The 26,561-nt window shown below is 73.6% G+C and carries 2 protein-coding genes (1 of these 2 cut by a window edge); both read right to left on the reverse strand.

Going from position 1 to position 26,561, the window contains the following annotated elements; translation table 11 throughout:
- Positions 1 to 22,725 carry a non-ribosomal peptide synthase/polyketide synthase gene (locus tag QWU11_RS40995; RefSeq protein ID WP_290119972.1) on the reverse strand — a complete coding sequence of 7,575 codons (22,725 nt, stop codon included), beginning with the start codon at positions 22,723 to 22,725 and terminating at the stop codon, positions 1 to 3.
- Positions 22,722 to 26,561, reverse strand: the end of a protein-coding gene (locus QWU11_RS41000) for a non-ribosomal peptide synthase/polyketide synthase (RefSeq protein ID WP_290119973.1). 14,994 nt of this gene lie beyond the right edge of the window; the window shows 3,840 of its 18,834 coding nt (coding positions 14,995-18,834); the start codon falls outside the window, past its right edge — the gene reads right to left on this strand; the stop codon is at positions 22,722 to 22,724. Before QWU11_RS41000 ends, QWU11_RS40995 begins: the two co-directional genes overlap by 4 nt.

Here is a 26,561-nt window from a genome sequence, read left to right on the forward strand (position 1 = left end):
TCAGGCCTTCCGGGTCCGCAGCCACTGGGCGATGGCCTCCCAGGCCAGCGCGATCATCTCTGGGCGGGCCATGTCGGAGTGCCCGCACGGCAGGCCGGCGGCGGCGGGGCGCCGCGTGAGGTGGGGCCGCCAGAGGGTGTCGTGGGAGAAGTCCTCCGCCTTGCCCTCGTCGGCCACGAGGATCAGCGTGTCGCCGCCGAACCGGCCGTACTCGTGTTCGGTACGGATCGTCGCGTTGTTGTGGAACACCCGCGCGAGGAGCTTGAACTCCTCGTCGGAGAAGCCGCCCAGCATGTGGCCCAGTTCGGCGCGGATGCGCTCCGCGAGGACCTCCTGCTGCTCCTCGGCTCCGGGCCGGGCCGCCCCGCCCTGGACCGGCGGGAAGGCGTCCAGGAGGATCAACGCGACATCCTCGCCCTCGGCCTCCAGCCGTACCGCCATCTCGTGTGCCGGGGTTCCGCCGAACGACCAGCCGACCAGGTGATAAGGGCCGGACGGCTGCAGCGAGCGGAGACGGCGTACGTACTCGGCGGCCATCTCGGCGACCGACCCCGCCGGCTCCGAGACGCCGTCCAGGCCCTGCGCCTGGAGGCCGTACAGCGGATGGCCGTCCGGCACGTACCGGGCGAACGGCATGTAGCACCAGCTCAACCCGCCTGCGGGGTGGATGAAGAAGAACGCCGGGTCGTCGCCGCCGGTCCGGATCGGCAACACTCCGTCGGCCGCGTTCCGTACGGACGACAGGGTGAGCGTACGGATCAGGAGGTTCGGCGTCGGGTTCGTGATCACGTCCCGCAGCGCCACCGTGACCCCGCCGGCCCGCAGCCGCTCGACGAGCGAGACCGCGAGCAGGGAGTGGCCGCCGAGCGCGAAGAAGTCGCCGTCGGCGCCGACCGAGGGCAGGCCGAGGACGCCCGCGAACGCCTCGCGCACCGTCTCCTCCAGCGCGTCGGCGGAGCCGCCGCGGGACCGGCCGTCGTCGGCCGCGTGAACGGGGGCAGGCAGTGCCGTACGGTCGAGCTTGCCGTTGGCGGTCAGCGGCAGGGCGTCGAGGACGACGACGGCCGCGGGCACCATGTAGTGCGGCAGACGCTCGGCGGCCGCACTACGGACGGAGGCGGCAAGGTCGTCGGCCGCCACGGCGGGGACGACGTAGCCGACCAGGCGCGGGCCGTCCTGGCCGTCCGTACGGGCGACGACGGCGGCCTGGGCGACGCGCGGGTCGGCGAGGAGCGCGGCCTCGACCTCGCCGGGCTCGATGCGGAAGCCGCGGATCTTCACCTGGTCGTCGGCGCGTCCCGCGAAGACGAGTTCGCCCTCGGGGGTTCGGCGCGCCAGGTCCCCGGTCCGGTACATCCGCTCGCCGGCCTCGTACGGGGAGGCGACGAACCGCTCGCCGGTCAGGGCGGGCCGGCCGAGGTAGCCGCGGGCCACGCCGGCGCCGGCCACGTACAGCTCTCCGGTCACCCCGGCCGGGACCGGCCGCAGGCGGGAGTCCAGGACGTACGCGCGGGTGCCGCCGATGGGCGTGCCGATCGGTACCTCGGCCCTGCCGGCACGGCAGCGCCACGCCGTGGCGTCGACGGTCGTCTCGGTGGGCCCGTAGGTGTTGAACAGGACGCGCCCCGGCGCCCAGCGGGTGATGAGTTCCGGCGGGCAGGCGTCGCCGCCGACCTCCAGCACGACGTGCGCGGGGATCGCGTCCTCGCACAGGCCGGCGAGTACGGCCGGCGGGAGCGACAGGTGGGTGATCTCGTGCTCGGCGACGAACCGGGACAGTTCATCGCCCAGCCGGTCGCCCGGCGGCACGACCACCAGGGTCGCGCCCGCGGACAGGGCGATCGACCACTCCAGGCAGAAGTTGTCGAAGCCGGCCGAGGCGAACTGCGCGACCCGCGCGCCCGGGCCCGTGCCGAGGCGCGTGCGTCCGGCGCGTGCGGTGTTCGCGAAGCCGGACCGGGTGACGACGACGCCCTTCGGGCGTCCCGTCGATCCCGACGTGTAGACCACGTACGCCGGGTGCTCGCCGCGCGGCGCCGGCCGGTCGACCGGGCCGTCGGCCGTCGTCCCCAACGCCGCCCGGCATTCGGGCGACCCGAGAGCCAGGACGGGGCCGGGGAGCGCGGGTCCGGCGTCGCCGGTGACGGTCAGCGCGGGCCGGGCGTCCTCCAGGACGAAGGCCAGCCGTCCGGCCGGCTGCGCGGGATCGAGCGCCAGGTAGGCACCGCCGGCCTTGAGCACGCCCAGCAGGGCGATCAACAGGTCGACGCCGCGCTCCAGGACGACGGCGACGACGGTCTCCGGGCCGACGCCGCGGCCGGCGAGCAGCCGGGCGAGCCTTTCCGCCCGCGCGTCCAGGTCGGCGTAGGACAGCTCGGCGCCGCCCGCCACGAGCGCCGGGGCGCCGGGGGTGCGTGCCGCCTGCTCGGCGAACATCTCGGCCACCGGTACGGCCGGGGCGGTGTCGTTCCATCCCCGGGCGAGGCGGTCGTGCTCGGCGGGCTCCAGCACCTCGACCGCCGCGTACGCGCCGCCGGCGCCGTCCTCCAGGACCGCGACGAGGTTGTCCACGCAGGTGTGCAGCAGCCGGCAGAGCCCGCCGGGATCCACCGGCGCCACCGCGTCCACGGTCAGCCCGAACCCGGTCGGCAGGTCGTCCACGGACACGGCGATCGGGTAGTTGGTGGCCTCGTGCACGTACACGAAGGTCGCGCCCCGGGGTCCAGGGCCCTCCTGGCGGGGTGCCGGGTCGCGGCGGCCGCTGTGCCGGTAGTTGAAGATCGAGGTGAACAGCGGGCCGCCACCGGGGATCTCGGCGGCCTGCTGGGCCAGGGAGAGCGGTGCGTGTTCGTGGACGAGGAGTTCGGCGAGCTGGCGGCGGAGGCCGTCCAGCGCCTCGCCGACGCCGGACGCGTCGACACGGACCCGCACGGGCAGGGTGTTGAGGAAGAGGCCGGGCACGTGGTCGGCGCCGGCGCCGGCGTTCATCCGGCCGAACAGGACGGTCCCGAAGACGACGTCGTCCCGGCCGCTGACGGTGGCGAGCACCCGCGCCCAGGCCAGGTGGAAGATGGTCGCCGGGCTCACCGCGAGGTCACGCGCGGCCTCGCGTACGCGGCGGCTCACGTCCGCGTCGAGGCCCAGGTCGGCGCGCACGACACCGCTGCCGTCGCCGTGCACGTCCATCAGCCCGTACGGGGCGGTGGTCTCGTCGATGCCGCGGAGCAGGTCGGTGAAGTAGCGGTGGTGGTCCTCGCGGGAGACGCCGAGGCGGGCCTGGGCGACGAAGTCGCGGAACGGCAGCGGCGCGGGCAGCGACGCCTCGCGGCCGGACAGGATCGCGCGGAGCTCTTCGAGGAGTACGTCCTGGGTGGTGTGGTCCTGTACGAGGTGGTGGATGCGCATCATGGCCAGCCACCGGCCGTCCTCCTTCTCGGCGGCGGTGTGGACGTCGATGAGCGGCGCGCGCCCGAGGTCCATCCGGTTGCGTCCGGCGGCGAGGAGCTGTTCGACCGCGTCGCCGGTTTCGAGAGTGATCTCGGTGACGGGCAGCGTGGCGTTCCGGGTGACCACCTGGACGGGTTCGGGCAGGCCCTCCCACACGATGGCGGTGCGGTAGATGTCGTGCCGGTCGATCACCCGTTGCAGCCCGTGGAGGAACGCTTCGAGGCGTTCCGGGGCGTCGAAGCTGATGACACGGGGTGAGGCGTACGGGTCGGTTCCGGTGCCGGCCTGCAGGAGGTGGTGGAAGAAGATGCCCTCCTGTAGCGGCGCGAGCGGGTAGACGTCGGCGACGTTGGCGGCCCCGCCGTCGACGGCCGCGACCAGCCGGCCGATCTGCTCGGGCGTCAGGTCGACCAGGGGGAGCATGTCGGAGGTGAGCTCGGTGGCGCCGGCCGGGATGCGGTTCGGCGGTACGTCGACCGTCTCGGGGGCGGCCACCGCGGCCAGGCCCTCGGGGGTCGGGGTCTGGAACAGCGCCCGTACGGAGATCGCGACGCCGCGGGCCCGCAGCAGTTCCACGAGGCGGACGGCGAGCAGTGAATGCCCGCCGAGTGCGAAGAAGTCGTCCTCCACACCGACGTGGTCCAGGCCCAGCACGTCCGCGAAGACCTCGCACAGGACCTCCTCTTCGACCGTCGCCGGGGCCCGCCCGCTCGTGATCGCGGCGGCGTAGTCGGGGGCGGGCAGCGCCTTGCGGTCGAGCTTGCCGTTGCTCGCCAGCGGCAGCCTGTCCAGGGCGACGACGGCCGAGGGCACCATGTACTCCGGCAGACGCCCGGCGGCGAACTCCCTGATCGCGGCGGCGTCGACATCGGCCGGGGTGACGTAGGCGACGATCCGCTGGTCATCACCGGCGATCACGGCCGCCTGCGTGACCTGCGGATGTGCGACGAGTACGGCCTGCACCTCGCCCGGTTCGACGCGGAACCCGCGGATCTTCACCTGCTCATCGACCCGGCCCGCGAACACCAGCTCGCCTTCGGGAGTCCAGCGCGCCAGGTCCCCGGTCCGATACATCCGCCCGCCGCCGTACGGGCACGCCACGAACCGCTCCGCGGTCAACCCCGGACGACCCACATAACCCCGAGCCAACTGAGCGCCCGCGATGTACAGCTCACCGGCCACACCCACCGGGACCGGCCGCAAACGAGCGTCCAGCACGTACAGACGCGTGTTCCCCACCGGCCTGCCGATCGGCACCACACCGGACCCGGTCAACCGCGCCGTGGCGACACCGATCGTGGCCTCGGTCGGGCCGTAGTGGTTGAACACCTCACACTCACCGGCCAGCAGCTCCGCCACCAACTCCGGCGAAGCCGCTTCACCGCCCAGGACCAGCGACCGTCTCGGCAGCACACCGCCCAGCGCGGCCACGTGCGAGGGCACCGCCTTGAGATAGTCGATCCGCCGGTCGGCCAAGTAGTCCCGGACGGCAGCGGGGTCGGTGACGGTGTCCTCGTCCAGAATGTGCAGCTCACCGCCCGAGACCAGGCTGGCGAACACCACCGTGTTGCCCAGGTCCGTCACCTGCGCCTGCAACACCGCATACCGGCCGGGACCGTCGAAGCCGACCCGCTTCGGCACGAATGCGACGTAGTTCGCCAGGTTCGCGTGCGTGACCGCCACGCCCTTCGGGCGGCCCGTCGACCCGGACGTGTAGATGACATAGGCCATCTGACCTGGAGCGATCGACACCTGCGGGGACTCCGGCGGCATCGCGGTGACCAACCGGTCGTCGACGGCGACGAGACGGTGACGGCCGGCCGGCAGGTCCTCCATCACCTCTTCCGAGGTCAGCGTCAGCACCGCGCCGCTGTCGGACTGCACGAACGCCACCCGCTCCGCAGGCTGACCCGGATCGATCGGCACATACGCCGCGCCCGCCTTCCAGACACCGACGATCGCCGTCACCATCTCCAGACCCCGCGGCAGGCACACGCCGACCACGGACTCCGCACCGACACCTTGGGCCCGCAGGAAACGCGCCAACTGATTGGCGCGGGCGTCCAGCTCCGCGTACGACAGCTCCTCATCACCGGAGACCAGCGCCACCGCCTCCGGCACACGCGCCACCTGACGACCCAACAACGTCGGCAGCAACGCCGGCGAAGCCTCCGTCGCGGTGTCGTTCCACTCCACGAGCACCCGGTGCCGTTCGGCCGGGTCGAGGGCCTCCACCGCGCTCAGCCGTACGGACGGGTCCTCGACCAGCAGCGACAGCACTCGTACGAGGGCGTCGGCCAGGCGCTGGATCGTGGCGGCCTCGAACAGGTCGGCCGGGCCGGTCACCAGGCCGCTGATTCCCGCCGCGGCGCCCTGGGCGTCGAGCTTCTCCCCCACCAGCACGCTCAGGTCGAACTTGGCGCCGACCTGACCGGTCGGCAGCGAGCTGGCCTGGAGCCCGGACGCCGCCGAGCCCGGTCCGCCGGCGCCCGACGCGATGTCCTGCATGGTGAGGATGACCTGGAACAGCGGCTGACGGCCCAGCGAACGCACCGGAGCCAGCTCCTCCACCAGCCGCTCGAACGGCACATCCTGATGCGCGTACGCCCGCAAACCCTTCTCCCGCACCCGCCCCAGCAACTCCGCGAACGACGGATCACCCGACAGATCACTACGAATCACCAGCGTGTTCACGAAACACCCGACCAGATCATCGAGGGCCTCGTCCAACCGGCCCGCCACACCCGAACCGATCGGAATGTCCGTACCCGCGCCGAACCGGTTGAGCAGCACCGCCACGGCCGCCTGCAGCACCATGAACACGGTGACGCCCTCGGCGCGGGCGACCTCGCGCAGCCGCGTGTGCACGCCGGCCGGGACGTCCACGCGTACGGCGTGGCCCCGGTGCGAGGCGACCGCCGGGCGCGGCCGGTCGAAGGGCAGCGCCAGCTCCTCCGGCGCACCCGCCAGCTCCTCACGCCAGTACGCCACCTGACGCGACAGAACACTGCCCGGGTCACGCTCGTCGCCCAGCAGCTCCCGCTGCCACAACGCGTAGTCCGCGTACTGCACCGGCAACGGAACCCACACCGGCGCCCGGCCCTCACACCGCGCCGCGTACGCGACCGACACGTCGCGCGACAGCGGTCCCATCGACCAGCCGTCACCGGCGATGTGGTGCACGACCAGCACCAGTACGTGCTCGTCCGGCCCGGTGCCGAACAGCCACGCCTTGACCGGCGGTTCCGCGGCCAGGTCGAAGGCGTGGCCGGTGGCCTCGGCCACCTCGTCGCCCAGCGCGCCGGCGCCCACGTCGACCGTCGACAGCACGGACCCGGTCTCCTCGACGCCGAGGACCTTCTGGTACGGCTCGCCGCCGGCGACCGCGAACACCGTCCGCAGCACCTCGTGCCGCCCGATCACGTCCCGCAACGCCTCGTCCAGGGCCCGCCGGTCCAGCTCGCCGGTCAGCCGCAGGGCCACCGGGATGTTGTACGTCGCGCTCGGCCCCTCCAACCGGCCGATGAACCACAGCCGCCGCTGCGCGTACGACAACGGCACCCGCTCGGGACGTACGACCGGGACCAGTGCGGCGCGGGCCTGGCCGGCGTCGGCGAGCCGGGCGGCGAGACCGGCCACCGTGGGCGTCTCGAAGAACGCGCGGACGGACAGTTCGGTGCCCAGCATCGAGCGCACGCGGCTGACCAGCCGCATGGCCAGCAGTGAGTGGCCGCCGAGAGCGAAGAAGTCGTCCTCGACGCCGACCGCGTCCAGGCCGAGCACGTCGGCGAAGGCCTGGCAGAGGATCTCCTCGGCCGCGGTGACCGGCCGGCGGGCGTCACCGGGAGTCGCGTGGTCGGGCAGGGGCAGGGCGCGGCGGTCGAGCTTGCCGTTGGGGGTCAGCGGCAGCGCGTCCAGGACGACGACGGCCGAGGGGACCATGTGGTCGGGCAGCCGCTCGGCGGCGAACGCGCGGATCACGTCCGCCGGTTCCCCGGGGCCGGCCGGGACGACGTAGGCGATCAGCCGCTTCTCGCCGGGGCCCTCCTGCCGGACGACCACTGCGGCCTGGGCGACCCGTGGGTGGGCGGCGAGGACGGCCTGGACCTCGCCGGGTTCGATGCGGAAACCGCGGATCTTGACCTGCTCGTCCGCCCGTCCGGTGAACTCCAGGGTGCCCTCGTTGGTCCAGCGGACCACGTCGCCGCTGCGGTACATGCGCCCGCCGTACGGGCAGGCCACGAACCGCTCCGCCGTCAGCCCCGGGCGCGCCAGGTAGCCGCGGGCGAGACCGGCTCCGCCGATGTACAGCTCCCCGGCGACGCCGACCGGCACCGGCTCCAGGCCCGCGTCCAGCACGTACACCTGGGTGTTCGCGATCGGCCCGCCGATCGGCACCGACCGCGCCCCTTCCGGCGGTTCGGGGATCGCGTGGGTGCACGCGAACGTCGTCGTCTCGGTCGGCCCGTAGCCGTTCACGAGCCGCAGCCCCGGCACCGCCCGCTGCGCGGCCCGTACGTGGGGCACCGAGAGGGCCTCGCCACCGACGAGGAGCCGGTCCAGGCCGGCCAGGACGTCCGGTTTCTCATCCACGACGGCGTTGAAGAACGACGCCGTCAGCCAGAGGCTCCGGACACCGCCGGCCACCAGGTCCCCCAGCCCGGCGACGTCCACCACTCCGGGCGGCGCCACGACCAGCCGGCCTCCGTGGACCAGCGCGCCCCACAGTTCGAACGTCGACGCGTCGAACGCGAGCGGGGCCAGCAGCAGGTGCACGCCGTCCGCGGTGAACTCCGCGAACCGCTGCCCCCACACCAGCCGGACGATCGACCGGTGCTCGACCACGACGCCCTTCGGACGCCCCGTCGACCCCGAGGTGAACATGACGTAGGCGACGTCGCCGCCGCCGGTCTCGACGCCGGGGTCGGTGTCCGGTTGTGACGCGTCGATGCCCTCGACCGGCAGCACCGTGCCGTCGAGTTCCGGCAGGTCAGGGGCGAGGTTCTCCTGGGTGACGACGACGCGTACGCCGGCGTCGGCGATCATGAAGCCGAGCCGTTCCGCCGGGTATCCGGGGTCGAGGGGGACGTAGCCCGCGCCGGCCTTCCACACGCCGAGCAGCACGGCGACCACGTCGGCTCCGCGCTCCATGCAGACGCCCACGAGCGAGCCCCGGCAAACGCCGGCCGCCCTCAGGGCGTGGGCGATCCGGTTCGCCCGCGCGTCGAGCTCCGCGTACGACACGCGTACGTCGCCGGACTCCACGGCGACGGCGTCCGGGTGGACCCACGCTCGTTCGCTCACGAGCGTGTGGACGCCGCAGCCCGGCATCGCGACCGCGGTGTCGTTCCATCCGCGTACGACCTGGTCGCGCTCGGTTTCGTCGACGATGTCGACGGCCGACAGCCGCCTCTGCGGCTCCTCCTCCAGCGCGGCCACGACGTTGCGGAGGCCGGTGGCCAGCAGCCGGCACACCGCCTCCCCGTCCACCGGCTCCACCGCGTCGACCGTCAGCCCGAAACGCGTGCCCCGGTCCTCGACCGACACCGTCACGGGATAGTTCGTCGCCTCCAGCGTCGAGACCGTGCTGATGCCCGTCGCGCCCTGGCCGGGCGACGGGGTGCCGGGCGCCTGGCCGTGGCGGTAGTTGAACAGCGAGGCGAACAGCGGGGTGCCGCCGGGAACCCCGCCGGCCTGCTGCGCGAGGGCGAGCGACGCGTGCTCGTGGACCAGGAGTTCGGCGAGCTGACCCCGCAGGTCCTCCAGCGCCGCGCCCACGCCCGTCTCACCGAGGCGGACCCGTACCGGCAGCGTGTTGATGAACGGCCCCTGCACCCGATCCGCGCCGGCGCCCGCGCTCATCCGGCCGAACAGCACGGTCCCGAAGACCACGTCGTCCCGGCCGCTGACGGTCGCGAGGACGCGTGCCCACGCCAGGTGGAAGATGGTCGCCGGGCTCACCCCGAGGGTCCGTGCCACTTCCCGCACCCGCGTACCGGTGTGCTCGTCGACTCCGAGACGTGCCCGCGTGACGCCGCTGCCGTCGCCGTGCACGTCGAGCAGCCCGTACGGCGCCGTGGTCTCCTCGACGTCGCCGAGCAGGCCGGCGAAGTACGCCTCGTGCTCCTCGCGGGAGATCCCGAGCCGCGCCTGGGCGACGAAGTCGCGGAACGGGAGGGGTTCGCGCAGCCGTCCTTCGTGGCCGGCGAGGATCGCGCCCAGCTCCTCGATGAGGACGTCCTGGGCCAGGTGGTCCTGGACGAGGTGGTGCATGCGGAGTACGGCCAGCCATCGGCCCGTGCCCGGTTCGGCGGCGGTGTGCACGTCCACGAGCGGGGCGCGGCCGACGTCCATCGTCGCGCCCGCCGAGGCACGCAGCCGCTCGGCGGCGTCTTCGTTGTCGACGGCGGCCTCGGTGACCGGGAGCGCCGCGTGCCGGGCGACGACCTGGACGGGTTCGGGCAGCCCGTCCCAGACGATCGCGGTCCGGTAGATGTCGTGCCGGTCGATCACCCGTTGCAGCGCGCCCAGGAAGGCGTCCAGCCGCTCTCGCGCGTCGAACCGCAGCACGCGCCGTACGACGTAGGCGTCCGTGCCGCCGTCGGCCATCAGGTGGTGGAAGAACAGCCCTTCCTGGAGCGGCGCGAGCGGGTACACGTCGGCGACGTTGGCCGCGCCGCCCTCGACGGCCGCGACGACGCGCTCCAGGTCGGCCGGGGTCAGGTCGACGAGGGGGAGCATGTCCGGGGTGATCTCGGTCGCGTCGGCGGGGATGCGGTTCGGCGGGACGACCACCTCGTCCGGTCCGGACGCACCGGCCAGACCGGCGGGGGTCGGCGAGTCGAACAGGGCCCGTACCGACACCCCCACACCGCGGCCCCGCAGCAGCTCCACCAGGCGGACGGCCAGCAGTGAGTGCCCGCCGAGTTTGAAGAAGTCGTCCTCGACGCCCACGCGCTCCAGGCCCAGGACCTCGGCGAAGGCCCGGCACAGGACCTCTTCCTCCAGCGTCGCCGGGCCACGCCCCGCACCGGCATGGAACTCGGGTGCGGGCAGCGCCCTGCGGTCGAGCTTGCCGTTGGGGTTCAACGGCAGGGTCTTCAGCGTCACGGTGGCGGAGGGGACCATGTAGGCCGGTAGCCGCTCGGCCGCCCGTTCACGTACGGAGGCGGACAGGGCCTCGGGGTCGTCACCGGGCTCGGCGGGCACGAGGTAGGCGACCAGGCGCTTCTTTCCCGGCGTGTCCTCGCGGACGACCACGGCCACCTGGGAGACACCCGGATGGGCCAGCAGGACGGCCTCGACCTCGCCGGGCTCGATGCGGAAGCCCCGGATCTTCACCTGGTCATCGGTACGGCCCAGGAAGTCCAGCCGCCCGTCCGGAAGCCAGCGCACCAGATCACCGACCCGATACATCCGGCCACCGAACGGACACGCGACAAAACGTTCGGCCGTCAGGCCGGGACGCCCGAGATAGCCACGCGCCAGGCCCGCGCCGGTCACGTACAGCTCGCCCGCCACGCCGACCGGCACCGGGCGGAGGGCCTCATCCAGTACGTAAGTGTGGGTGTTGGTGATCGGCGGGCCGATCGGCACGCCCGTACCCCGGTCCAGATCCTCGGCCGTGACCCGGCCCACGGTGGTGAAGGTGGTGTTCTCGGTCGGGCCGTACCCGTTGAGGAGCCGGACCTGCGGCAGCCGTTCCAGGACGGTGCGGCAGCGTGGCACGGACAGCACGTCGCCGCCGGCCAGGAGGTACCGCAGCCCGGCGAAGGACTCCACGTCGGCGTCGACCGCCTCGTGGAACAGCCCGGCCGTCAGCCACAGGACCGTGACCCGGTACTCGGCCAGGAACGCCTTCAGGTCGGACGGGGAGAACCGCCCCGGCGGGACGATGGCGACGGCGGCGCCGTTGAGGAGCGGCCCCCAGATCTCCAAGGTCGCGGCGTCGAAGGAGACCGGCGCCATCTGCGCCACGACGTCATCGACCTCCCACCGAACGAAATCCGGACCGTGCACCAGCCGCTCCACGGCCCGATGCGGCACCACGACCGCCTTCGGCGTCCCCGTCGAACCCGACGTGTAGTTCACGTACGCCGGATGCGCCGGCCCGACCCGCGTGGGAGGGTTCGCGTCGGAGAAACCTTCGAGCGCCTCCATCTCCGTGAGGATCACGGCCGGAGCGGCGTCTTCGAGCATGAAGGCGACGCGTTCGGCCGGGTGGTCGCCGTCGATCGGCAGGTACGCCGCGCCCGCCTTGAGGACGGCCAGCAGAGCGACCACCAGCTCCGGCGAGCGCTCCAGCGCGACCCCGACCAGGTCCTCCGGGCCGACCCCACGCTCCACCAACGACCATGCCAGCCGGTTGGCCCGGGCGTTCAGCTCCGCGTACGTGAGCGTCGCGTCCGTGGACGTCACCGCGGTGTGGCCGGGCGTCGCGGCGGCCTGTGCCTCGAACAGCTCCGGCAGGCTCCGGCCCGACAGCTCCACCGCGGTGCCGGGCCACTCCTGGAGAACGCGCCGCCGCTCCTCGGGCCCCATCAGGTCCACGCCGCTCAGCCGCGTCTCCGGCGCCGCCGTGACGACCTCGGCCACACGCCCGAACCAGCCCGCGATCCGTACCGCCGACTCGGCGTCGAACACGTCGGCCGCCACCGTCACCGCGCCGCGCACACCCGCCGGCGCCCCGCCCGCGTCGAACGCCTCGGTGAGGGCGATCTCCAGGTCGAACTTGGCGGTCGCCGTGCCCGTCGTGAGCCCGCCGACCCGCAGACCGGGAAGCCGCAGTTCCGTGGAGTCGTTGTTCTGGAGCGTCAGCATGACCTGGAACAGCGGGTGCCGCGCCATCGACCGCGCCGGAGCCAGCTCCTCCACCAGCCGCTCGAACGGCACGTCCTGATGCGCGTACGCCCCCAGACTCGCCTCACGCACCCGGCCCAGCAACTCACCGAACGACGGATCACCCGACAGGTCACTACGGATCACCAGCGTGTTCACGAAGAACCCGACCAGATCGTCCAGCGCCTCGTCCAACCGGCCCGCCACCGCCGAACCGACCGGCACGTCCACCCCCGCGCCGAGCCGCGACAGCATCATCGCCAGCGCCGCCTGCACCACCATGAACACGGTCACACCCTCAGCACGCGCCACCTCACGCAGCCGCGCATGCACCTGAGCCGGCAGCTCCAACGGAACCCGGTATCCCTCATGCGAGGCCACCGCCGGACGCGGCCGATCGAACGGCAACGACAGCTCCTCCGGAACACCGGCCAAAGCAGCACGCCAGTACGCCACCTGACGCGACAACACACCCTCGGCATCGAGCAGCCCCCGCTGCCACAGCGCATAATCCGCGTACTGCACCGGCAACGGAACCCACTCCGGCGCCCGGCCCTCACACCGTGCCGCGTACGCGTCGGTCAGGTCACGCGCCAGCGGACCCAGCGACCAGCCGTCACTCGCGATGTGATGCACCACCAGCACCAGCACGTGGCCCTCGGCCCCCGCGTCGAACAGCCAGGCCCGGATCGGCACCTCGGACGACAGGTCGAAGACGTGCGCGCTCGCCTCCGCCACGGCGCCCTCGGCGAGCTCGGCGGCCGTCAGCTCCCACGACAGGTCGTCGAGCCCGATGACGTGCTGGTACGGCTCGCCGTCGATCGCCGGGTAGACCGTCCGCAGCACCTCGTGCCGGCCGATCACGTCGCGGAACGCCGCACCGAGCGCGCGCCGGTCGAGGTCGCCGGTCAGCCGCAGTACGACCGGGCTGTTGTACGTGGCGTTCGGCCCCTCCAGCCGGCCGATGAACCACAGGCGCCGCTGCGCGTACGACAGCGGCACCCGCTCCGGACGCGCGACCAGCGTCAGGGCCGTGCGCGCCGTGCCGGCGTCGTCCAGCCGTACCGCCAGCCGCGCCACGGTCGGCGCGTCGAACAGGGCGCGCAGCGGCATCTCGACGCCCAGCACCGCACGGACGCGGCTCACCAGCCGCGTCGCCAGCAGCGAATGCCCGCCCAGCAGGAAGAAGTCGTCATCGACCCCCACGCCGGACAGCCCGAGGACCTGCGCGAACACCTGACACAGGAGCTCCTCGCGCACCGTGGCGGGACCGCGGCCCGCGCCGCCCTCGTACTCGGGGGCGGGCAGGGAGCCGCGGTCCAGCTTGCCGTTGGCGGTCAGCGGCAGCACGTCCAGCACGACCACCGCGGACGGGACCATGTGGCCGGGCAGCCGTTCGGCCGCGAGTGCGCGCAGGGCATCGGGCAGGTCGTCCGCCGCGCCTGCGGCGACCACGTAGGCGACGAGGCGTCCGCCGCCGGGGGCGTCCTCGCGGAGGACCACCGCGGCCTGGGCGACCTGCGGGTGGGCGGCCAGTACGGCCTGGATCTCGCCCGGTTCCACGCGGAATCCGCGGATCTTCACCTGCTCGTCCGCCCGGCCCAGGAACTCCAGGGCCCCGTCGGCGCGCCACCGCGCCACGTCGCCGGTGCGGTACATGCGCCCGCCGTACGGGCACGCGACGAACCGCTCGGCGGTAAGCCCCGGGCGGCCCGCGTACCCGCGCGCCAGGCCGGCTCCCGCGAGGTACAGCTCGCCCGCCACGCCGGCGGGAACGGGGGCCAGCGCGGCGTCCAGGACGTACACGCGGGTGTTGGCGATCGGGGCGCCGATCGGCACGGACGTCCCGGTGTGCCCGGGGCGGCACTGCCAGGCCGTCACGTCGACGGAGGCCTCGGTCGGCCCGTACAGGTTGTGCAGCTCGACGCCGGCGAACCGGGCGAAGAACTCCCGCTCGGCGGCGAGGGACAGCGCCTCACCCGAGCAGATCACGCGCCGCAGGCTCGTACCGTCCGCCACCGCCGGCTCGGCCAGGAAGGCCTCCAGCATCGACGGCACGAAATGCACCGTCGTCACCCGCCGCTCCCGGATCAGGTCTGCGAGGTAGGAGGGGTCGCGGTGCCCGCCGGGCCGGGCCAGGACCAACCCGGCCCCGTTCAGGAGCGGCCAGAAGAACTCCCACACCGAGACGTCGAAGCCGAACGGCGTCTTCTGCAGGATCCGGTCCTCCGGCGTCAGGCCGTACCGCTCCTGCATCCAGGCGAGCCGGTTGACGATGCCGCCGTGCGGGACCAGCACGCCCTTCGGGCGCCCGGTCGAGCCCGACGTGAAGATCATGTACGCGGGGTTGGCCGCGGTGACCGGCACACCGGGCCGGCTCGCCGGTCGTGCCGCGAGGTCGGCGGCGGTCGCCGGGTCGTCCAGGACGATCCGTACGGCGTCGCCGGGCAGCCGTTCCGCCGGCGCGGCCGTGGTCACCACGTGCGCGGCTCCGGCCTCCGCCAGGGTGAGGGCGACGCGGCCGGCGGGGTGGTCCGGGTCCACCGGCAGGTACGCGGCTCCCGCCTTCAGCACGGCGAGCAGCGTCACGACGAGTTCCACGCCGCGTTCGAGGCAGACGGCGACGACCGACTCGACGCCTGCGCCCCGGGCGGCCAGGTGGTGGGCGAGCCGGTTCGCGCGCGCGTCCAGGTCGGCGTACGACACCGTGGTGTCCTCGGCGATCAGCGCCACCGCGCCGGGGGTCCGCCCGGCCTGGGCCTCGAAGAGGCCGGCGAGCGAGACCGGGGGGATCGCCGCGGCGGTGTCGTTCCACTCGCGTACGACCTGGTCGCGCGCGTCCTCCTCGAGGATCTCGACGGCCGACAGGCGGGCGTCCGGGTCGTGCTCCAGCGTGGTCACCAGGTTCACGAGACAGGTGTGCAGCAACCGGCACACCGCCTCCCCCTCCACCGGCCTCACCGCGTCGACGGTCAGCCCGAACCGCGTGCCCCGGTCCTCGATCGAGATCGTCACCGGGTAGTTGGTCGCCTCACGCGCCGAGACCGTGCTGATGCCCGCCTCGCCCCGCGCGCGGGTTCGCGGCGCGGTCTGGGGGCTGTGCCGGTAGTTGAACAGAGACGTGAACAGCGGGGTGCCGCCCGGAACGCCGCCCGCCTGTTGCGCCAGCGCGAGGGGCGCGTGCTCGTGGACCAGGAGTTCGGCGAGCTGACTCCGCAGGCCGTCCAGCGCCGCGCCCACGCGGGTCCCCCCGAGGCGGACCCGTACCGGCAGCGTGTTGATGAACGGCCCCTGCACCCGATCGGCGCCGGCGCTCATCCGGCCGAACAGGACGGTCCCGAAGACCACGTCGTCACGGCCGCTGACCGTGGCCAGGACACGGGCCCAGGCCAGGTGGAAGACGGTCGCGGGGCTCACTCCCAGCCCCCGCGCCACCTCCCGTACGCGCGCGCCGACCTCCTCGTCGACCGCGAGGCTCGCCCGCTCGACGTCACCGCCGTCGCCGTGCACGTCCAGCAGCCCGTACGGCGCCGTGGTCTCCTCGACGTCGCCGAGCAGGCTCGCGAAGTACGCCTCGTGCTCCTCGCGGGAGATCCCGAGCCGCGCCTGGGCGACGAAGTCGCGGAACGGCGGTGGTTCCGGCAGCGACCCCTCGTTCCCGGACAGGATCGCGCCGAGCTCGCTGAGGAGCAGGTCCTGGGCCATGTGGTCCTGCACCAGGTGGTGCATGCGCAGCAGGGCCAGCCACCGGCCGGTGCCCGGCTCGGCGGCGGCCCGTACGTCGATCAGCGGTGCGCGGCCGAGGTCCATCCCGGGCCCGCCGGCCGCGAGCAACCGCGCCTCGGGATCGGCGTCGCCGGCGTCGAGCACGACCTCCTCGACCGGCAGGACGGCGCGGCGGAGCACGACCTGGACCGGCTCGGGCAGCCCGTCCCAGACGATCGCGGTGCGGTAGATGTCGTGCCGGTCGATCACTCGTTGCAGCGCGCCCAGGAAGGCGTCCAGCCGCTCCCGCGCCTCGAACCGGAGCACCCTCGGCAGCACGTACGCGTCCGGGCCACCGCCCGCCATCAGATGGTGGAAGAACAACCCCTCCTGCAGCGGCGCCAGCGGGTAGACGTCCGCGACGTTCGCCGCGCCGCCCTCCACCGCCGCGACGACGCGTGCGACGCCGACGGCCGACAGGTCCACCAGCGGCAGCATGTCCGGGGTGATCTCACGGGCGTCCGGAGGGATGCGGTTCGGCGGGACGGCCACCTCGGCCGGGCCCGCCGCCGACGCGAGACCCGCCGGCGTCGGGGTCTGGAACAGCGCCCGTACCGACACCGACAGGCCGCGTCCCCGCAGCAGTTCCACCAGCCGGACCGCCAGCAGCGAATGCCCGCCCAGCTTGAAGAAGTCGTCCTCGACGCCCACGCGTTCCAGGCCCAGCACCTCGGCGAAGGCCTGGCAGAGCACTTCCTCCTGCAGCGTCGCCGGGCCACGGCCCGTACCGGCGTGGTAGTCGGGTTCGGGCAGCGCGGCGCGGTCCAGCTTCTTGCTCATCGTGAGCGGCAGCGCGTCCAGGACGACGAAGGCCGCGGGCACCATGTGGCCGGGCAGCCGCTCGGCCGCCAGGTCGTGTACGGCGGCGGTCAGTGCCCCGTCGTCCCGGCCCGGGCCGGCCGGTACGAGGTAGGCGACCAGGCGTTTCTCCCCCGGGGTGTCCTCACGGACGACGACGGCGGCCTGGGCGACCTGCGGGTGGGCGGCCAGCGCGGACTGGACCTCGCCGGGTTCGATGCGGAACCCGCGGATCTTGACCTGCTCATCGGCCCGGCCCGCGAACACCAACCGGCCCTCGGCAGTCCAGCGGGCCAGATCCCCGGTCCGGTACATCCGCCCGCCGAACGGGCACGCGACGAACCGCTCGGCCGTCCACCCCGGACGACCCACATAGCCGCGAGCCAGCTGCGCACCGGCGATGTACACCTCACCGGCCACACCCACCGGCACCGGCCTGAGGAACGCGTCCAGCACGAACACGCTCATGCCGGCCACTGGTGACCCCATCGGCACGACCGGGCCCGAGCCGTCCACGGGGCCGGTCGTCACCATGACCGTGGCCTCGGTCGGCCCGTAGGTGTTGACCAGACAGCGGCCCCGCGACCACGCACCGGCCTGCGCCCGGCTGATCGGCTCCGAGCCGACCAGTACGCGGGACAGTCCCGGCATCGCGGCCGGGTCGAGGACCTCCAGCAGGGACGGCCCCACGCTCATGGCCTCGACACCGGTCTCGCGGACGAGCCGGGTGAGCGCGGCCATGTCGGACCGTTCGGCGGACGACGCCACGACGAGAGTCCCGCCCGCCACCAACGTCACCGCGACGTCGAGCACCGACGCGTCGAAACTGAACGAGGCGAACTGCAACACCCGTACACCGGGCCCGGCACCCAGCACCGGAACCAGCGCCGCCACGAGATTCGCCAACCCGGCATGCGAGACGGCCACGCCCTTGGGCCGCCCGGTCGAGCCCGACGTGTAGATCACGTACGCCAGTTGTTCCGGCCGTACCCGGACGCGACGCAGGTCCGCCGATGCCGGCCCGGGGCGCCCCAGGACGACTTCGGCGCCGCTGTCGGCGAGCATGAACTCCAGGCGTTCCGCCGGATAGTCGGGGTCCAGCGGCACGTAGGCCCCGCCGGCCTTCCAGACCCCCAGAATCGCCGCCACCATCTCGACACCGCGCGGCAGGCAGAGCCCGACGACCGACTCCGCGCCCACGCCCTGACCGCGCAGCCCGTGCGCCACGTGTTCGGCCCGCGCGTCCAGCTCCGCGTACGAGACCCGCTCGTCCTCGCAGATCACCGCCACCGCGTCCGGAGTCCGCGCCACCTGCGCGGCGAACAGGTCCGGCACCACACCGGCGGGCTCGGCGACCGGTCTGTTCCACTCCACCAGCACACGGTTCCGCTCGGCCTCGTCCATCACCTCGACGCCGCCGGCCCGGATGCCCGGCTCCGCGGACACGGTCGCGATCGACCGGTTCAGCCAGGCCGCGAACCGCGGAGCCGTGTCCGCGTCGAAGACGTCGGCGGAGGTGACCACCACACCGCGCAGCCCGGCCGGGGCGCCGTCGGCGTCGAAGACCTCGGCGAGGGTGACCTCCAGGTCGAACTTGGCCGCCGACTCCGTCTCCCGCGGCGCGGCCGGCCGTACCCCACCGGCCTCGACGCCGGGCAGGTCCAGCGCGGCCTGGGCGTTGTTCTGCAGGGTCAGCATCACCTGGAACAGCGGATGCCGCGCCATCGACCGGACCGGCGCGAGCTCCTCGACCAGCCGCTCGAACGGCACGTCCTGATGCGCGTACGCCCCCAGACTCGCCTCCCGCACCCGGCCCAGCAACTCCGCGAACGACGGATCACCCGACACATCGGCACGGACGACCAGCGTGTTCACGAAGAAACCGACCAGATCGTCCAGCGCCTCGTCCAGCCGGCCGGCGGTCGCCACGCCGATCGGGAGGTCCGTCCCCGCGCCCAGCCGCGACAGGGTCAGGGCGAGCGCGGCCTGCAGGGTCATGAAGACGGTCACGCCCTCGGCGCGGGCCAGCTCCCGCAGCCGCGCGTGCACCTCGGCGGGCAGTTCGAGGGGGACCCGGTGACCGCGGTGTGAGGCGACCGCCGGGCGCGGCCGGTCGTACGGGAGCGCCAGTTCCGCCGGGGCGCCGGCGAGCGCGTCCCGCCAGTACGCCACCTGGCGCGACAGCAGGCCGCCGGGGTCGGACTCGGCGCCGAGCAGGTCCCGCTGCCACAGCGCGTAGTCCGCGTACTGCACGGGCAGAGGAGCCCACGCGGGTGCCCGCCCCTTGCGCCGCGCCGCGTACGCGACGGACACGTCCCGGGCGAGCGGCCGCATCGACCAGCCGTCGCTCGCGATGTGGTGCACCACCAGCACGAGGACGTGCTCACCGGAGCCGGCGTCGAACAGCCACGCCTTGATCGGCACCTCGGCGGACAGGTCGAAGAGGTGCCGGCCCGCCTCCGCGACGGCGGCGTCCGGGTCGTCCGTCTGGGCGACCGTGAGGTCCCAGGAGAACGTGTCGAGGTCGACGACGCGCTGGTACGGCTCGCCGCCGGTGGCTGCGAAGACCGTTCGCAGCACCTCGTGCCGGCCCAGCACGTCACGCAGCGCCGTGCCCAGCGCCGCGCGGTCCAGCTCGCCGGACAGGCGCAGCGCGATCGAGCCGTTGTAGGTGGCGCTCGGCCCCTCCAACTGCGTCAGGAACCACAGCCGCCGCTGCGCGTACGAGAGCGGCAGCCGCTCCGGGCGCGCCATCGGCACGAGCGCGGCACGCGCCGCGTCCGCGCCGGCCGACCGCGCGGCGAGGCCCGCGGGCGTGGGCGCCTCGAACAGCGCCCGTACGGTCAGCTCCACGCCAAGGACGGCGCGGACCCGGCTCACCAGCCGCGTCGCCAGCAGTGAGTGCCCGCCGAGGGCGAAGAAGTCGTCCTCGACGCCGACGCGTTCGAGGCCGAGCACCTCGGCGAAGGCCTGGCAGAGCAGCTCCTCGGCCGCGGTGACCGGGGCGCGGCCGGTGTCCACCACGTAGCCGGGCGCGGGCAGTGCCCGCCGGTCGAGTTTGCCGTTGGTGGTGATCGGCAGCGCCGCCATGGTCACGACGGCGGACGGCACCATGTACGGGGGCAGCCGGGTGGCCGCGGCGTCGCGCAGGGCGGCGGCCAGGGCGGGATCGTCCCGGCCGGCCGGGACGACGTAGGCGACGAGGCGCTTGTCGCCCGGAACGTCCTCGCGCGCGACCACGGCGACCTGCGCCACCTCCGGGTGGGCGGCCAGCACCGCCTCCACCTCGCCGGGCTCGATCCGCGAGCCACGGATCTTCACCTGCTCGTCGGCGCGCCCGGCGAACACCAGCCGGCCGTCGGCCCGCCACCGGACCAGGTCCCCGGTCCGGTACATCCGCTCGCCCGGCTCGCCGAACGGGCACGCCACGAAGCGCTCGGCGGTCAGCCCGGACCGTCCGGCGTAGCCGCGCGCCAGTCCCGCGCCGGCCACGTACAGCTCGCCGACCACGCCCACCGGTACCGGGTGGAGGCTCTCGTCCAGGGCGAACACGCGCGTGTTGAGCACCGGCCGGCCGATCGGCACGTCACCGGAGTCCGGGTCGCACCGCCACAGCGTGGCGTCCACCGTCGTCTCGGCCGGCCCGTAGGAGTTGAACATCCGGCGGCCGGGCGCCCACCGTTTCATGAGTTCTGCGGAGGTCGCCTCGCCGGCCACGACCAGGACGGTCTCCGGGGAGATCGACGTCTCGGGCAGGGTCGCCAGGACGGCCGGGGGCAGGGTCACGTGCGACACGCGTTCGCTCGCCAGCAGCGCCGGCAGGACGCCGCCGAGGCGCCGGTCCCGTGGGATGACGACGAGCGTGCCGCCGGACAGGAGCGTCATCATCCACTCCCAGCCGAACGTGTCGAACGCCGCCGAGGCGAACTGCCCGACTCGGGCGCCGGGGCCGACTCCCAGGTGGCGGACGTGGTTCGCCACCATGCTCGCCACCCCGGCGTGGGAGACCAGCACGCCCTTCGGGCGGCCCGTCGACCCGGAGGTGTAGATCACGTACGCCGGGGAGGCCGGTGCCGGCGGGGTGACGGCGCCCGGTTCCGCGCGGGCCGTCGCGGGGTCGTCCACGACCAGGCGCGCGACGTCGGAGGGCAGGGTCCCGTCCCACGCCTCCGTCGTCACCACGGTCCGGACACCCGCGTCGTCCAGCATGTACGCGACGCGCTCGGCGGGGTGCTCGGCGTCGAGCAGGAGGTACGCGCCGCCCGCCTTGAGCACGGCCAGGAGGGCGACCATCAGGTCGGCGCCCCGCTCCATGGCGACCGCGACGACCGTCTCCGGCCCGGTCCCGTGGCGGGCCAGCAGGCCGGCGAGCCGGTTCGCCCGCGCGTCCAGATCCGCGTACGACACCTCGGTGCCGTCGGCCACGATCGCGATCGCCTCCGGCGTACGCGCCACCTGGGCCGCGAACAGCTCCGGCGCGGTCGAGGCCGGGACCTCCGCCGCGGTGTCGTTCCAGCCGACGAGGAGCGTCCGCCGCTCCGCCGGGTCCAGCACGTCGACCGCGCGCACGCGTACCGCCGGGTCCCCGGCCACCGCCGCGAGCACGCGGGCCCAGCCATCGGCGAGCCGGTCGGCGGTGCGCTCGTCGAACAGGTCGGCCGCCACCGTCACCGTGCCGCGTAACCCGGCCGGGGCACCCGTGGCGTCGTGGACCTCGCCGGCGGTGACCTCGAGGTCGAACTTGGCGGCGGTTTCGCCGCCGGCCAGGCCGGACACCGCGAGGCCGGGCAGGCTCAGCTCGGCCGCCCCGGTGTTCTGCAGCGTCAGCATCACCTGGAACAGCGGGTGGCGGGCCAGCGAGCGGGCCGGGGCCAGCTCCTCCACCAGCCGCTCGAACGGCACGTCCTGGTGTTCGAGCGCGCCCAGCGCCACCTCGCGTACCCGGTCCAGCACCTCGGTGTACGCCGGGTCGCCGGACAGGTCGACGCGCATGACGAGCGTGTTGACGAAGAAGCCGACCAGGTCATGGAGGGCCCGGTCGGTACGGCCGGCGATCGCGGTGCCGATCGGGACGTCCGTGCCGGCTCCGAAGCGCGACAGGAGCACGGCGAGGCCGGCCTGCAGCACCATGAACAGGCTCATGCGCCGCTCGCGCGCGATGGCGAGCAGCCGCGCGTGGACGTCCGCCGGGATCTCGAAGGGGACCTGGTGCCCGCGGTAGGACGGCATCGCGGGACGTGGCCGGTCGGCCGGCAGTGTGAGCTCCTCCGGGGCGCCGGCCAGCCTTTCCCGCCAGTACGTGAGCTGCCGGGACAGGACGCTCCGCGGGTCGTCCTCGTCGCCGAGCAGCTCGCGCTGCCACAGGGTGTAGTCGGCGTACTGCACCGGCAGCGGCTTCCAGACCGGCGCCCGGCCCTCGCGCCGCGCCGCGTACGCCTTCGACAGGTCCTTTGCCAGCGGCCCCGCCGACCAGCCGTCCCAGGCGATGTGATGGACCTGGACGACGAGCACGTGCTCATCCGGGCGTTCCGCGAACAGCCAGGCCCGCAGCGGGATGTCGGCGGCGAGGTCGAAGGTGCGCCGTACGGCGGTCGCGACCGCCGCCGGCATCTCCTCCGCCGGCACGTCGGCGACGGCCAGGTCGAAGCCGGTCTCGTCCACCGGCACGATCTGCTGGTACGGCTCGCCGTCGCGTTCGGGAAAGACCGTGCGCAGCACCTCGTGCCGGGCGAGCACGTCCCGGAGCGCCGCGGCGAGCGCCGCCCGGTCGAGGTCGCCGGACAGGCGCATGATGATGGAGCGGTTGTAGGCGCGGTTCGGCCCGCCGAGCTGGGCGAGGAACCAGAGCCGGCGCTGGGCGAATGAAAGCGGGATCATCGGGTCTCCTCCTGCTGCCTGCGCATCGGCCGCAGTACGGGCCTCGCTGCCTGCTGTCGTGTGTCACCGTGTTCCGCGAGCCAGGCGGCCAGCCCGGCCGGCGTCGGGGCCGCGAAGACCGCCCGGACCGGCAGCTCCGCCCCCAGTTCCTCACGCACCTCGCCGGCCAGCCGCATGGCCAGCAGCGAGTGGCCGCCGAGGGCGAAGAAGTCGTCGTCCACACCGGCCGTCTTCAGGCCGAGCACCTCGGCGAAGGCCCGGCAGAGGAACTCCTCCTCCGGTGTGGCCGGTGCCCGGCCGCTCGCGCCGCCGGCCGCGTGGTCGGGGGCGGGGAGGGCCTTGCGGTCGAGCTTGCCGTTGCTCGCCAGTGGCAGTGCGTCCAGGGCGACGACGGCCGAGGGGACCATGTGTGCGGGCAGGCGTCCGGCGGCGAACTCCCTGATCGCGGCGGTGTCGGTGTCGGCGGGGGTTACGTAGGCGACGAGGCGCCTGTCGCCGGGGGTTTCCTCGCGGGCGATGACCGCTGCCTGGGTGACCTGCGGGTGTGCGGCGAGTACGGCCCGGACCTCGCCGGGTTCGACGCGGAAGCCGCGGATCTTGACCTGCTCGTCGGCTCGGCCTTCGAAGACCAGCCGGCCTTCGGGAGTCCAGTGCGCCAGGTCTCCGGTGCGGTACATCCGCCCGCCGTACGGGCAGGCCACGAACCGCTCCGCGGTCAGACCCGGACGACCCACATAACCCCGAGCCAGTTGCGCCCCGGCGATGTAGAGCTCACCGGCCACGCCGATCGGGGCCGGCTGTAGGTGGGCGTCGAGCACGTAGAGGCGGGTGTTGCCGACGGGCGTGCCGATCGGCACCACGCCGGACGCGGTCAGCCGTGTGGTGGCGACGCCGATGGTGGTCTCGGTCGGGCCGTAGTGGTTGAACACCGCACACTCACCGGCCAGCAGCTCCGCCACCAGCTCTGCTGAGGCGGCCTCACCGCCCAGGACCAGCGACCGTCGCGGCAGGACACCGCCCAATGCCTCCACGTGCGAGGGAACGGCCTTGAGATAGTCGATCCGCTGCTCCGAGAGATAGGCCCGAACGGCCTCGGGATCGGTGACGGTGTCCTCGTCCAGGATGTGCAGCTCACCGCCGGAGGTCAGGCTGGCGAACACGACCGTGTTGCCCAGGTCCGTCACCTGCGCCTGCAGCACGGCATACCGGCCGGGGCCGTCGAAACCGACCCGCCCCGGCACCGTCGCCACGTAGTTCGCCAGGTTGCCGTGGGTGACCGCGACTCCCTTCGGACGGCCCGTCGACCCCGACGTGTAGATCACATAGGCAACCTGACCTGCGGCGATCGACACCGGAGGGGCTTCGGCGGGCGGAAGCGATTCCAGGTGCCCGGGGGTCAGGGTGAGGGCCGCGCGGCTGTCGGCCAGTGCGTAGGAGGTGCGCTCGTCCGGCTGGTCCGGGTCGATCGGCACGTACGCCGCGCCGGCCTTCCAGACGCCGATGATGGCCGTGATCATCTCCAGGCCGCGGGGCAGGCGGAGCGCGACGACCGACTCCGTGCCCACGCCCTGGTCTCGCAGCCGGTGCGCCAGGCGGTTCGCCCGCGCGTCCAGGCCGGCGTAGGAGAGTTCGGTGCCGCCGGCCACGAGCGCCACGGCGTCCGGTGTCCGCGCCGCCTGCGCCGTGAACATCTCGAGCACCGAGATCGGCGGCAGGTCGACGCGGGTGTCGTTCCAGTCTCCTACGATCCGGTCCCGCCCGGCCCGGTCGAGGACCTCGACCGCGGACAGCCGCGCGTCCGGGTCGTCCGCGAGCGCGGTGACCAGTCCGCCGACGCAGGTGCGCAGGAGGCGGCAGACCTCCTCCGGCTCCACCGTCGCCGCGTCCACGGCCAGCTCGAACCCGGTGCCCCGGTCGTCCACCGAGACGGCCAGGGGATAGTTCGTGCTGCCCTGGGTCGGGGTGAACACGGTCCGCACCCCCGTGCTCCCGGGCTGCTCGGGCGCCGCGTTCCCGCGGCGGCGGTGCCGGTAGTTGAACAGTGCGGTGAACAGCGGGCCGCCACCGGGGATCTCGGCGGCCTGCTGGGCCAGGGAGAGCGGCGCGTGTTCGTGGACGAGCAGTTCGGCGAGCTGTCCGCGCATCTCCTCCAGCGCCTCGGCCACGGCGTACGAGCCGGTCCTTACCCGTACGGGCAGCGTGTTGATGAACAGGCCGGGGACGCGGTCGGCGCCGGCGCCGGCGTTCATCCGGCCGAACAGGACGGTCCCGAAGACGACGTCGTCCCGGCCGCTGACCGTGGCCAGCACGCGCGCCCAGGCCAGGTGGAAGAGCGTCGCCGGGCTGACGCCGAGGTCGCGTGCGACGTCCCGTATCCGGTCGTTGGTCTCGTCGTCGACGGTCAGGTGCGCGCGTCGCACGCCCGCGCCGTCGCCGTGCACGTCCATCAGGCCGTACGGGGCGGTGGTCTCGTCGATGCCGCGGAGCAGGTCGGTGAAGTAGCGGTGGTGGTCCTCGCGGGAGACGCCGAGGCGGGCCTGGGCGACGAAGTCGCGGAACGGCAGCGGCGCGGGCAGCGACGCCTCGCGGCCGGACAGCATCGCGGCCAGCTCACCGAGCAGCACGGCGTGGGTCGTGTTGTCCTGGGCCAGGTGGTGGATGCGCATCATGGCCAGCCACCGGCCGTCCTCCTTCTCGGCGGCGGTGTGGACGTCGATGAGCGGCGCGCGCCCGAGGTCCATCCGGTTGCGTCCGGCGGCGAGGAGTTGCTCGACCGCGTCGCCGGTTTCGAGAGTGATCTCGGTGACGGGCAGCGTGGCGTTCCGGGTGACCACCTGGACGGGTTCGGGCAGGCCCTCCCACACGATGGCGGTGCGGTAGATGTCGTGCCGGTCGATCACGCGTCGCAGGGCGTCCAGGAAGGCGTCCAGCCGTTCCCGCGAGTCGAACCCGACGATCCGCGGCGAGGCGTACACGTCGGTTCCGGTGCCGGCGTGCAGGAGGTGGTGGAAGAAGATCCCTTCCTGCAGGGGGGCGAGCGGGTAGACGTCGGCGATATTGGCGGCCCCGCCGTCGACCGCGGCGACCAGCCGCTCGATCTGCCCGGGTGTCAGGTCGACCAGGGGGAGCATGTCGGGGGTGAGCTCGGTCGCGCCGGCGGGGATGCGGTTCGGCGGTACCTCGATCTCGGCCGGTCCGGCCTCCGCCGCGAGCCCGGCCGGGGTCGGCGTCGCGAACAGCGCCCGTACCGCGATCGACACCCCTCGGCGCCGCAGCGTCTCGACGAGGCGGACCGCGAGCAGCGAGTGCCCGCCGAGCCCGAAGAAGTCGTCGTCGACGCCGACCGTGTCCAGGCCCAGCACCTCGGCGAAGACCTCGCACAGGACTTCCTCCTCGATCGTCGCCGGGGCCCGCCCGCTCGTCATCGCGGCGGCATAGTCGGGCGCGGGCAGCGCCTTGCGGTCGAGCTTGCCGTTGCTCGCCAGCGGCAGCGCGTCCAGGGCGACGAACGCCGAGGGCACCATGTGGGCGGGCAGGCGTCCGCCGGCGAACTCCTTGATCGCGGCGGCGTCGACATCGGCCGGGGTGACGTAGGCGACGAGCCGCCTGTCTCCGGGGGTGTCCTCGCGGGCGATGACCGCCGCCTGCGCGACCTGCGGATGTGCGGCGATCACGGCCCGGACCTCGCCCGGTTCGATCCGGAAGCCGCGGATCTTCACCTGCTCGTCCACTCGACCGGCGAATACCAGTTGTCCATCGGCCGTCCAGCGCGCCAGGTCCCCGGTCCGATACATCCGCCCGCCGCCGTACGGGCAGGCCACGAACCGCTCCGCGGT

Source organism: Actinomadura sp. DC4, from assembly GCF_030406325.1.
Classification (GTDB): domain Bacteria; phylum Actinomycetota; class Actinomycetes; order Streptosporangiales; family Streptosporangiaceae; genus Actinoallomurus.

Excerpts from the sequence above, each read along its gene's own strand:
- QWU11_RS40995 (WP_290119972.1), bottom strand. The coding sequence starts at position 22,725 with ATGATCCCGCTTTCATTCGCCCAGCGCCGGCTCTGGTTCCTCGCCCAG.